10 protein-coding genes are annotated in these 11487 nt (G+C 56.7%); 7 read left to right on the forward strand and 3 right to left on the reverse strand.

Going from position 1 to position 11487, the window contains the following annotated elements:
- Nucleotide 1: 1 nt before the first annotated feature.
- The 3 genes from urtE (at nt 2) to BIND_RS04985 (ending at nt 2376) form a co-directional block, all read left to right on the forward strand.
- The gene (gene urtE, locus BIND_RS04975; RefSeq protein WP_012383981.1) at nt 2-691 is read left to right on the forward strand and encodes an urea ABC transporter ATP-binding subunit UrtE; all 690 of its coding nucleotides are present in this window, start codon (nt 2-4) and stop codon (nt 689-691) included.
- Between the two features lie 26 nt (nt 692-717).
- Nucleotides 718-1950, forward strand: coding sequence for a formamidase (gene fmdA / locus BIND_RS04980; protein WP_012383982.1), 1233 nt, complete (start codon nt 718-720; stop codon nt 1948-1950).
- 75 nt (nt 1951-2025) lie between these two features.
- Complete coding sequence (locus BIND_RS04985) at nt 2026-2376, forward strand: FmdB family zinc ribbon protein (protein WP_012383983.1); 351 nt, start codon at nt 2026-2028, stop codon at nt 2374-2376.
- A gap of 220 nt (nt 2377-2596) precedes the next feature.
- Here the strand turns inward: BIND_RS04985 and BIND_RS04990 are convergent, their stop codons facing one another.
- On the reverse strand, nt 2597-3847 hold the full coding sequence (locus tag BIND_RS04990) for a hypothetical protein (protein ID WP_012383984.1): 1251 nt from the start codon (nt 3845-3847) through the stop codon (nt 2597-2599).
- A 333-nt stretch (nt 3848-4180) separates the two neighbouring features.
- On the reverse strand, nt 4181-5044 hold the full coding sequence (locus BIND_RS04995; RefSeq protein WP_012383985.1) for a LysR family transcriptional regulator: 864 nt from the start codon (nt 5042-5044) through the stop codon (nt 4181-4183).
- A gap of 124 nt (nt 5045-5168) precedes the next feature.
- On the opposite strand from BIND_RS04995, the gene BIND_RS05000 reads away from it, so the two are divergent.
- Nucleotides 5169-6386 carry a cupin domain-containing protein gene (locus tag BIND_RS05000; protein WP_012383986.1) on the forward strand — a complete coding sequence of 406 codons (1218 nt, stop codon included), beginning with the start codon at nt 5169-5171 and terminating at the stop codon, nt 6384-6386.
- A gap of 123 nt (nt 6387-6509) precedes the next feature.
- The gene (locus BIND_RS05005) at nt 6510-8180 is read left to right on the forward strand and encodes an OFA family MFS transporter (protein WP_012383987.1); all 1671 of its coding nucleotides are present in this window, start codon (nt 6510-6512) and stop codon (nt 8178-8180) included.
- Between the two features lie 42 nt (nt 8181-8222).
- On the opposite strand, the gene BIND_RS05010 is transcribed toward BIND_RS05005, so the two are convergent.
- A complete protein-coding gene (locus BIND_RS05010) occupies nt 8223-9131 on the reverse strand; it encodes a LysR family transcriptional regulator (RefSeq protein ID WP_041778474.1) in 909 nt (302 codons plus the stop codon).
- Between the two features lie 281 nt (nt 9132-9412).
- Here BIND_RS05010 and BIND_RS05015 point away from each other — a divergent pair, with 281 nt between their 5' ends.
- Nucleotides 9413-9886 carry a formate dehydrogenase subunit gamma gene (locus BIND_RS05015; protein ID WP_012383989.1) on the forward strand — a complete coding sequence of 158 codons (474 nt, stop codon included), beginning with the start codon at nt 9413-9415 and terminating at the stop codon, nt 9884-9886.
- A complete protein-coding gene (locus BIND_RS05020) occupies nt 9883-11433 on the forward strand; it encodes a formate dehydrogenase beta subunit (protein ID WP_012383990.1) in 1551 nt (516 codons plus the stop codon). Before BIND_RS05015 ends, BIND_RS05020 begins: the two co-directional genes overlap by 4 nt.
- Nucleotides 11434-11487 lie beyond the last annotated feature (54 nt).

Consider the following 11487-nt stretch of genomic DNA (forward strand, 5'->3'; position numbering starts at 1 on the left):
AATGCTCGACGTCTCCAAACTCGTTGTCGCTTACGGACAGAGCGAAGTGCTGCACGGTCTCGACTTGACTGTCGCGCCCAATGAGATTGTCGCCATCATGGGCCGCAATGGCATGGGCAAGACCACGCTCATGAGGGCGCTCATGGGGATCATACCGACGCGAAGCGGCGCGGTCCGCGTTGGTCCCACCGACATCACGAAACTCAGGAGCTACGAACGCGTCGTGGAGGGGATCGCCTATGTCCCTCAGGGGCGCATGATCTTCTCCAATATGACTGTGCAGGAGAATATCGAAACCGGGCTCATCGCGCGTGGCGAAAGCAGGGTGCCGTCCGATCTCTATGATTTGTTTCCGGTGCTGCTTGAAATGAAGGAGCGGCGCGGCGGCAATCTGTCTGGCGGGCAGCAGCAGCAGCTCGCCATAGCGCGGGCGCTCGCCACCAAGCCAAAAGTGCTGCTGCTTGATGAACCGACGGAGGGTATTCAGCCCTCCATCATTCGGGAAATGGGCCGCACTTTGAAGCGCATACGTGACGAGAAAGGCCTCTCCGTTGTCGTATCCGAGCAAGTGCTGTCCTTCGCTCTCGATATCGCCGACCGCGTGCTTGTCATCGAGAACGGTGAGATCGTCCATGAAAATCTGCGCGCCGAAGTCGACGAGGCCAAGGTCGCCAAATTTCTCTCAGTCTGAACCACCCTACGGAAACGGAGCTTTTAATGCCTGATACCCTTATCTCCGTCGACCTGTCACGGCCGGCGACAGAGAATGAAAACCTCCACAATCGCTGGCACCCGGACATTCCGATTGCGGTGTGGGTCGAACCCGGCGCTGACTTCCTGGTCGAGACTGTCGATTGGACCGGCGGCGCCATCAAGAATGACGATTCCGCCGATGACATCCGCGATGTCGATCTGTCTACTGTGCACTATCTCTCCGGTCCGATCGGGGTGAAAGGAGCCGAGCCGGGCGACCTCTTGGTGGTCGACATTCTTGATGCCGGTCCCTTGAAGGGGCATGAATGGGGCTTCAACGGCTTCTTCGCCAAGAAGAACGGCGGTGGCTTCCTCACCGATCACTTCCCGCTGGCGCAGAAATCAGTGTGGAATTTCGATGGCATGTTCACCCGCTCACGCCATATCCCGGGCGTCAGCTTTGGCGGCCTCATTCATCCCGGCCTCATCGGCACCTTGCCGAGCAAGGCGATGCTCGAGACCTGGAACGCGCGTGAACTGGGGCTGATCGCGACCAACCCGACCCGCGTGCCGCCGCTCGCCAATCCGCCTTTCGCCAAGACTGCTCATCTCGGCAGACTCAAGGGCGAGGCGAAAGAGAAGGTCGCGGCAGAGGGCGCTCGTACCGTGCCGCCACGCGAACATGGCGGTAATTGCGACATCAAGGATTTGTCGCGCGGCTCCAAGATCTATTTTCCGGTCTATGTGCCTGGCGCCGGCCTTTCGATGGGCGACATGCATTTCAGCCAGGGCGATGGCGAGATCACTTTCTGCGGCGCCATCGAAATGTTTGGCGCGTGGCTGCATATCAAGGTCGAACTTATCAAGGAGGGCATGTCGAAATACGGCATCAAGAATCCGATCTTCAAGCCGTCGCCGATCACGCCGAATTACAAGGATTATCTCATCTTCGAGGGTATTTCGGTGGATGAGGAAGGCAAGCAATATTACCTGGACGCTAATGTCGCCTACCGTCAGGCCTGCCTCAACGCCATCGAATATCTCAAGAAATTCGGCTATTCAGGCGCGCAGGCTTATTCGATCCTCGGGACCGCGCCAGTGCAGGGCCATTTCTCCGGCGTCGTCGATATTCCGAACTCCTGCGCCACTTTGTGGATCCCGACCGAGATCTTCGACTTCGACATCAATCCTTCAGCGGCCGGTCCGACGAAATATCTTGACGGCTCCATTGATATGCCGATCGCCCAGGATGTGTAATCCAAAGTGATGATTCACGCATGAATGCGCGGGATGGCTGATGCCATCCCGTTTCCATGTTGATGAGGATATGCCATGCCGGTCTATGAGTATTTGTGCGATACATGTGGCGATTTCACCGCAATGCGGCCGATGAGCGAATATTCCGATCCGCAACCCTGTCCGGATTGTGGCGCCCTTGCGCCGCGCGTGCTTTTGACCGCGCCGCACTCTTCCAGCATGTCGCGCGCACGCTTTGAGGCCCATGCCGTCAACGAGCGCGCGAGCCATGCGCCGATGACGAGCGATGAATATAAGGCCAAACATGGCGCTGGCTGCGCGTGCTGCTCGGGTGGCCTGAAAAGCAAGAAGAAACGGCCAATGCTGACCACAACGAGTGGCGCCAAGAGCTTTCCGACCGCTCGGCCCTGGATGATCAGCCATTGAAGCGTATCGTTCGCATTCACCTTGGCTGAACAGGAGGCCCCTTTTTACGATGCATTCCATCGTAAAAAGGGGCCTTAATTTATTGCGTAAACGGGCTTTCCATAAAGCGTCGCCTATTTGCGTCGCTTGAAATTGCCCATGGAATGTCTTGCCGCAACGCGAATGAAAAACGCCTCCCAAATCTCTTGGGAGGCGTTTCAACTGGCTGATCCTGACGGGGTCAGAGCTGATATTGGACGCCGAATGTCACGCGTGTGCCACTATTCGTATAGCTCGAGGAATTCATCGAACAATTGAGCGTCAAAACGAGGTCATGCGGTTTGATCACATAATTGACGCCGAAATCGATCTGAGAGTTCCAAGTGTTGAGAAGAGTCGCATCGAAATGCTGATAACGGGCATAAGGCTGGAACTGGCCCCAACCGATCTTGGTGGGAATGAGATAGGCGGCACTGGCAAGATAGGCATTGCCTTGGGTCAGGCCGCCAATATTCGCCGTAAGCCCAGCACTATTGTAATTGGCGGGGACATCGATGACACCACTCGTGTCATAACGATAATAAGCGCCTTCCAATGTGATCACGCCATAATCGCCGAGTTTCTTCTCCATCAAGGCATCGACGTTCCACGCGCCGTAATTGCCACGATTGATCGCGTTGCCGACGCCATCTTGCTGGAACATGCCGGCGATTCCGATAGAGAGAATATCGGCTTTTCCGTAATAGGTGCTCGCGGTGTAATAGGCGTCGACGGGCTCCGGATCCCAGAAATTATAGACAAGGCGGCCGGCAAAGAGGGGATTGCGGCCCTGGTTCGAGGGACCGTAATAAGCGAAGGTCGATGGATCGACGCCGGGATCAGGATATCCGCGATAGGTCCCAAGATTGTGTCCGGCAAAAATACCAGCCGAATAGACCAGTTTCTGGTCTAGCACCTTGCCCCAGACCGTGGCGCCGATATCACGTCCATTGAAACGCGAAGGATATTGCGAGACGAACGGATAATACCATTGGCTGAGATAGAAGGGTCCATCGAGATTGGAGCGATCGCTCGGCGGCAGCATCTGACCGATCCAGACATTGACCTCGGATCTCGGCTCGTATTGCGCATAGGCGTCGAGAATCCCGATAGGCCCATTGCCATATCCACGTTCCGTATTGACAGTCGCCTTGAGGTATTGATTCCAGGCAAACTGCGTATAGATACGGAAATCATCGAGGCTGAACTTGCCGATTGTTCCAGTACCATTGCCACCTACGGCATGGGGGGAAACGGATCCAACGCCTGCTCTGATGCCCGCGCCAAGCGTCATTGAATGGCCATCGCCGAGTTGGAAGGTCTCTCCGGCCTGAGCCCCCGTCAGTGACATGCCACTCACGCTGCTCAACAAAGTCAACGCCCAAGCCGTTTTGCGCAACATTGGGCGCTTCTTCTCGTTCTTCTTGCCGGTCCCGACTAAATCTCTGACCATTAACGGCCCCTCAATCTTTTCTTAAGAACTGGGCTCCGTTTCCTTGGAAACGAAACTGCTCAGCGAAGAATAGATCGGGACAAAAGCTTCAAGAATACGCAGAAACGCGTATTCTCCTATCCTTGCCACAGGGCGGTTGCGAGATTTGGAACGATGGAAATGGTCTGCTGATGAAAATATAATAGTTGTCAGGATTGTTTTTATACATTCTGTCTATTTGGATGGCACCGTTGACCAAGTGCATGTTCGTGCAAGTCGCTTGGCCGTTAAAGGAATGGCTTGGCGCGGTGCAATGCTCGCGATTTCAACGCCGATTGGCACCAACCTCCGGTTTCAAGGTTTGGACCCGTCGCGTCGGGAGACGTGAAGTCGGATCGCTTCGGTTAGTTCGCCGATGGAGGCATGATAGCGCGGATTGGCGGAGAGCATGACGAAATCAAGTTCATTGAGTTTCGGCAAGCCATGGGAGGAAGTGATTTCCACGAGGCCCGATGGGATCAAACTGCGGGAATGCGCGAAAATTCCCATTCCCGCACGGGCCGCGGCAACGACACCGCTTAAACTGTCGCTCGTACAGGCGATGTGCCACGAAATTCCAGCGCTTTCAAGCGCGCTCAAGGCCATGAAGCGCGTCAGGCTCGGGGCCGGATACAAAATGAGAAGAAGTTGTCCGTTCGCGCTGATCGGAGCGGGGTTGGCTCCCACCCACACGACTTGGTCGCGCCAAAGGAGCTCGCCGCGCTCTTCACCCGCCCAACGCTTACACAGAACAAGATCGAGTTCGCCCGCGTCGAAACGCTGGATCAGCACATTGCTCAAGGCAATTGTAAAGCTCAAATCGATCTGTGGGTGCTTCTGGACAAAATCATTCAGGATCTGGGGCAGCCAGGAAAGAATGAGATCCTCGGTCACGCCTAAACGCAGACGTCCGCGCAATTTGGTTCCGGCGAAATGTCTGAGCGCTCTATCCTGGGCGGCAAGGATACCCGTCGCGAAAGCGACAAGCGCTTCTCCTTCGAGCGTCAATGTCACGTGATGGGTATCGCGCACGAAAAGTTGATGGCCGAGTATCTCTTCGAGTTTGCGCACGTGATCGCTGACCGTGGATTGGCGGATACCCAAACGGCGGCCCGTCTCTGAAAAACTGTGGCCTTCTGCGATGTGCAGAAATGTTTGCAAGTGCAGCGGATCGAGCATGGCATCTCCTTATCGGAAAACGCGATCGCAGTCATCGTTCTTTGCCTTGTTCCCAAACAAAGCCGCGGTCCTCATTCTACCGCAGCCTTCGATATAAAGGGCGTATGAAGGGAAGGAGCGCATCATGACTGATTATTCTCGGCGTAAAATTCTCGCGGCTGGCGCGGCCGGTGGTCTGCTTGCGGCAAGCACGGCTCGCAGTGCTCAGGAAGGGACAGCCTATCCTTCCGCTAATCCCGCCGTGAGCTATCCAGGCCCGCACGATCCGCGCGAGGAAGCCCTCAATCCGAGCGCTTTGAATCCGCTTTCGACCGATCACGGCAATCTTGGCACGTTGAAATTTTCTTTTTCCGAGGTGCACAATCGGCATACGGATGCGGGTTGGGCACGCGAAGTCACGGTGCGCAATTTTCCGGCCTCCAAGGCCATGGCCGGCGTCAACATGCGCCTCCCCAAGGGGGCTGTTCGCGAATTGCATTGGCATTTGCCAGCGGAATGGGCCTATGTGACCTATGGCACGGGGCGGATTACTGCAGTCGATGGCGACGCCAAACGGTTCGTCGCCGACGTGAAGGAAGGAGACCTCTGGTTCTTTCCCTCGGGCATTCCGCATTCGATCCAGGGCCTTGGCCCGGATGGCTGCGAATTCGTCCTCGTCTTCAACGATGGCAATTTCTCCGAGGATAGCACCTTTCTCATCAGCGACTGGATCGCGCATACACCCACCGATATTCTCGCCAAGAATTTCAATCTTCCAGAATCCGCCTTTGCAAATATTCCCCACAAGGATTTGTGGATCTTCAACGCGCCCATGCCGGGGAGTCTAGAAAGCGATTTGGCGCAAAGCAATCGTCCTGACGTGCCCAATTCCTATAAATTTGCCTTGATGGATCAGACGCCAATCAAGACGCGCAGCGGGACGGTGCGGATTGCCGATGTGAATAATTTCAAAGCTTCAACGAACATGTCCGCGGCCTTGGTTGAGGTCGAACCTGGCGGTATGCGTGAGCTTCACTGGCATCCAAATTCAGATGAATGGCAATATTATATCAGTGGTTCCGGCCGTATGACGGTTTTCGCCAATGAGGGGCGCGCCAACACATTCGATTTCAGCCCGAGCGATGTCGGCTATGTTCCCCGTTCGACAGGTCACTATATTCTCAATACAGGCAAGGATACTTTGCGCTTTCTGGAGGTCTTCACGACCGGGCAATATTCCGATATTTCCTTGACATCGTGGATGGCAAACACACCGCATGAATTGGTGGCGGCGCATCTCAATATGGATGTTTCCCAGCTACGGCAGCTCGCACAAAACAAGACGCCTGTCGTGCCGGCCTGAAAGCATATACAAAGAATATGGGCAGCATCGGTCCCGGAAGTGGTTGCTCCTTTCGGAATCGATGCGATAGCGCTGCGCGCCGGTATAAAGTTTGCTCAAGCAAACAAGGTCTTGGGAGGAATGATGAGAACGGCCTATCCTTCAGAGGAAGAAGTGACAACAGCAGGACCCTTGCAGCCGGATGTGAGCTATGGCCTGTTTGCGCGCGAACGAATTGTCGCGGAACGCGGATTTAACCGTTGGCTGATCCCGCCCTGCGCCCTGGCCATCCATCTTTGTATTGGCATGGCCTATGGTTTCAGTGTGTTCTGGTTGCCGTTGAGCCAGGCTCTTGGAATAGCAGCGCCTCTTGCCTGTCCTGAGGAGATGAGTCTCTTGGGGCGGCTTTTCACGACCCAATGTGATTGGAAAATTGCTGATCTCGGCTGGATGTATACCCTGTTTTTCGTTCTTCTCGGCTCGTCGGCGGCGCTCTTCGGTGGCTGGCTGGAAAAGGCGGGGCCGCGCAAGGCTGGCGTGATCGCCGCTTTATGTTGGTGCGGTGGCCTCGTCGTCTCGGCGCTTGGAATCAAGCTGCATCAACTTTGGCTTTTATGGCTTGGCTCCGGTGTCATTGGTGGCATCGGTCTTGGCCTTGGCTATATTTCGCCGGTTTCAACCTTGATCAAATGGTTTCCTGACCGGCGCGGCATGGCGACGGGCATGGCAATCATGGGATTTGGTGGCGGTGCCATGATTGGTTCGCCACTGGCTGCCCTGTTAATGGCGCATTTCAGGACATCGGCCTCGGTCGGCGTCCTTGAAACTTTTCTTGTCATGGCGGGGATCTATTTCGTCTTCATGATGGTCGGGGCTTTCGGCTATCGTGTGCCCCCTTCAGGCTGGCAACCGGCGGGCTGGCAGTCTCCGGCCGGTACGAAGCGGATGATCACCAACGGCCATGTGCATCTCAGTGAAGCGCATAAGACACCGCAATTCTGGTTGATCTGGGCTGTTCTCTGCCTCAATGTTTCGGCAGGGATCGGCGTCATCGGCATGGCGTCTCCCATGCTGCAGGAAATTTTTGGCGGCAATCTCATTCATCGGCCGGATCTTGGTTTTGCCGCGCTCGATCCCGTGCAGCGTGGGGCCATCGCCGGCATTGCGGCGGGTTTCGCGGCTCTTCTCTCGCTTTTCAATATTGGCGGCCGTTTCTTCTGGTCGACATTGTCGGACAAGATCGGCCGTAAAACAGCCTATCTGGTGTTTTTTCTCCTTGGCATCATCCTCTATGCCGCTGCGCCGACATTTGCGCATATGGGGTCCAGGACTTTGTTCGTTGGTGCCCTCTGCATTATCGTGTCGATGTATGGCGGTGGCTTCGCGCTGGCGCCGGCCTATCTTGCCGACATGTTCGGCACACAATTTGTCGGCGCCATCCATGGCCGTCTTTTGACAGCCTGGTCGACAGCCGGAATCATCGGCCCTGTCGTGGTCAATTATATTCGCGAGATCAATAAGGCGGCCGGTGTTCCTGACGACCGGCTCTATGATGTGACGCTCTATGTCCTGGCGGGCTTTCTCGTTCTAGGCTTGCTCTGCAACGCTTTGATCAAGCCGGTGGCCGAGCATCGCTTCATGGACGTGGGAACAGGACCCGGCGCCCATGAGACATCCGTCGCAGGCGATCTGTCTCACGGAATCGGGCGTGGTGGCCTGACGCCAACGGCTGCCCTGGCGTGGATGCTGGTTATTTTGCCGCTTCTCTGGGGTGTCGCGAAAACACTCGAAAGCGCAATCCGGCTTTTTCAATGAAGCTATTCCAGCGGTCATCAACCATGACCGCTGGTCTCTCTATTATGAATGTCCTCCCGCGCCATAGAGCGTCTTGGCGAGCTGCCGTGCTTCGGTGAACAGAGCCGCGGTGAGCGGTATCATGGGTTCATTGGCGGGAGCGACGAGCCCGATCAAATGCTTCACGACTGGCTCGACCAATGGGATCGAGACAAGGCCTGGAAGATCGCCCAATGTCTCCGCGAGTTTTCGTGACATGACACTCGTCCAGGAACCCGTCTGGATGTGAGTGAGAAGCACAGTCAGGGAATCGGTCTCAAGGACGATTTTGTCCGGTGTGAGGGTCTTGCCGAGCAGATCGTCGATGATGCGACGGTTCTGCATATCCCGTGAGAGCAGACACAGCGGCAAAGCGGCGGCCTCGCTCCAGGTGATATGGTCACGCTGGCCGGGCTCGGTCTTAGTGGCCGTGATGAGGCAATAATCTTCTTGGTAAAGCGGCAGGCTTTTGACCTTGCCGAGGGGTTCATTGTCGAGATAGGTCAGGCCTGCATCAATCTCCACGGCCTCGATCATGCTGAGAATTTGCGTCGAGGCGCGCCCCAGCACGGTGAACCGCACTTGCGGATGGCGCGCCCGGAAGGGCGTCGTCAGCGCGGCGATGATCGGCAGGGCCGTGGGAATAGCGGCGATGCGCAAATGTCCATTGAGGCCATGCCGCAGCCCATCGACCTCTCGCCGCATGGCGCGCGCGTCGGCGACAATGCGCTGCGCCCAAGTGAGGACCCGTTCCCCTTCGGCGGTGAAGCCTTGGAAGCGCGAGCCGCGATTGACCAGGCGAACCCCCAACATATCTTCGAGATGTTTGATAGCCGCCGACAAGGTCGGCTGCGTGACGCCACAAGCTTCAGCGGCACGGCCGAAATGGCCCTCGCGGGAGAGGGCGAGGAGAAATTCCAGTTTATCGATCACTTGAACAAGAGCCTTCGCCTCGATTTTGCCGATGCCGAACACGCATCAACATTCCGTTAAATGTGAATGTCTCGGCAAAGAGACAGACCGATGGGCGGAGTGGATTGGTTCTGATTCTCATAGTCTTTTCCGATTAAGCACGGCCCGATACCTGAAGCTTGATAGGAATATTCTATCGTCAAACGAAAGAGCTTTATTGATCCCCTTCGAGGGACGTTCCATAGTTTTCCGCACAGCCCGTTGCTGGACAATGATCATAATCATGAGGAGGATTCCCCCTGATGGCATTCCACGAGCCATGGAATGACGCCGTTGCTGCGACGATCATCGCCCAGCACAAGGCGCAAGAAGGGGCGACTCTTCCCATCTTCCACGCGCTTCAAAAGGCTTTTGGCTATGTGCCCGCCGAAGCGGTTCCGATGATCGCCGAGGCACTGAACCTGTCCCGCGCGGAAGTTCATGGTGTTCTGACCTTTTATCATGATTTCCGCAGCGAGCCGCCGGGCTGCCATATATTGAAGCTGTGCCGTGCCGAAGCCTGTCAGGCGGCAGGGGGCGACCATCTGGCCACGGGAGTCGAGCGGCAACTCGGCATTAAGCTCGGTGAGACCACACCAGACCAGCAGGTGACTCTTGAACCGGTCTTTTGCCTCGGTCTTTGCGCTGTAGCCCCCTCCGCCATGCTCGATGATCAGCCGATCGGTCGAGTAGATGCGGCCAGGCTCGATGCCCTCCTGAACGAGGTGCGCTCATGACGATACGCTTCTTCATTTCCCGTGATGCGGCGTCTCTGGCAGTCGGAGCCGATGCCATAGCCAAAGCCTTGCAGCAAGCAGCGGATACAAAGGGCCTTGCCATCGAGATCATACGCACAGGTTCACGCGGGCTGTTCTGGCTGGAGCCGATGATCGAGGTGGAAACTCCTCAGGGACGTATCGCTTATGGTCCTCTAGCGCCGGAAAACGTGGCTGAGCTTCTTACAGATGGTCTCATGAACGGTGAACCGCATCCCTTGTGCCTTGGGCGGCCGGAAGCCATTCCCTATCTCGCCAAACAACAGCGTCTCACTTTCGCGCGTTGCGGCATCGTCGATCCTCGCTCCCTCGAAGATTATCTGGCGCATGGCGGTTATCGTGGCTTGGCCCGGGCCCTTGATCTTGGACCAGCCGCGATGATCGAGGAAGTGGTCGAGTCGGGATTGCGTGGCCGTGGCGGTGCGGGTTTTCCGACTGGCATCAAATGGCGGACCGTGGCGCAGACAAAGCCGGGGCAGAAATATATCGTTTGCAATGCCGATGAAGGCGATAGCGGGACCTTTTCCGATCGCATGATCATGGAAGGCGATCCCTTCGTCCTGATCGAAGGGATGACGATCGCGGGCATCGCGGTCGGCGCGACGAAGGGCTATATTTATATCCGCTCGGAATATCCGCATGCCGTCCATGCGATGGAGGCGGCGATCGAGGCCGCGCGCCGCGCCGATTATCTCGGGTCCAATGTGGCGGGCTCGGAATGGGCCTTCGACATTGAGGTGCGCGTGGGCGCTGGCGCCTATGTCTGCGGCGAAGAAACCGCCTTGCTCGAAAGCCTCGAAGGCAAACGTGGCCTTGTCCGTGCCAAGCCGCCGCTGCCTGCGCATGTCGGCCTGTTCGGCTGTCCGACTGTCATCAATAATGTCATGTCTCTTGCGACTGTGCCCTTCATTCTGGCGCAAGGCGCCAAGACTTACCAGGATTATGGCATGGGCCGCTCGCGCGGGACGATGCCGATTCAACTCGCTGGTAATGTCAAGCATGGCGGCTTGGTCGAGATCGCCTTTGGCGTCACGCTCGGCGAACTCGTCGAGGGTTTTGGCGGCGGTACGCGCAGCGGCCGGCCGGTGCGCGCGGTCCAAGTCGGTGGTCCGCTCGGCGCCTATTTTCCCGTCGATCTTTTCGACACACCGTTCGATTACGAGGCTTTCGCCGCTCGCGATGGCTTGATCGGCCACGGCGGCATCGTCGTCTTCGACGATACGGTGGACATGCTGAAACAGGCGCGTTTCGCGATGGAATTTTGCGCTCATGAGAGCTGCGGCAAATGTACACCCTGCCGCATCGGCTCGACGCGAGGCGCGGAAACCCTGGACAAGATTGCCCATGGCATGGAGGCTGAGCACAATCTCGCCCTCGTCAAGGACCTTTGCGAGACGATGAAATTCGGCTCGCTCTGTGCGCTTGGTGGTTTCACACCTTATCCCGTCATGAGTGCGCTGACGCATTTTCAGGACGATTTCACACCCGTGCGGCACGCCGCCGAATAGAACCAGGGATCGCGCTTTTCGATCCTCGATAGAAAACAATCAGGAGACGCCCAG

This window comes from Beijerinckia indica subsp. indica ATCC 9039 (genome assembly GCF_000019845.1).
GTDB classification, from domain to species: domain Bacteria; phylum Pseudomonadota; class Alphaproteobacteria; order Rhizobiales; family Beijerinckiaceae; genus Beijerinckia; species Beijerinckia indica.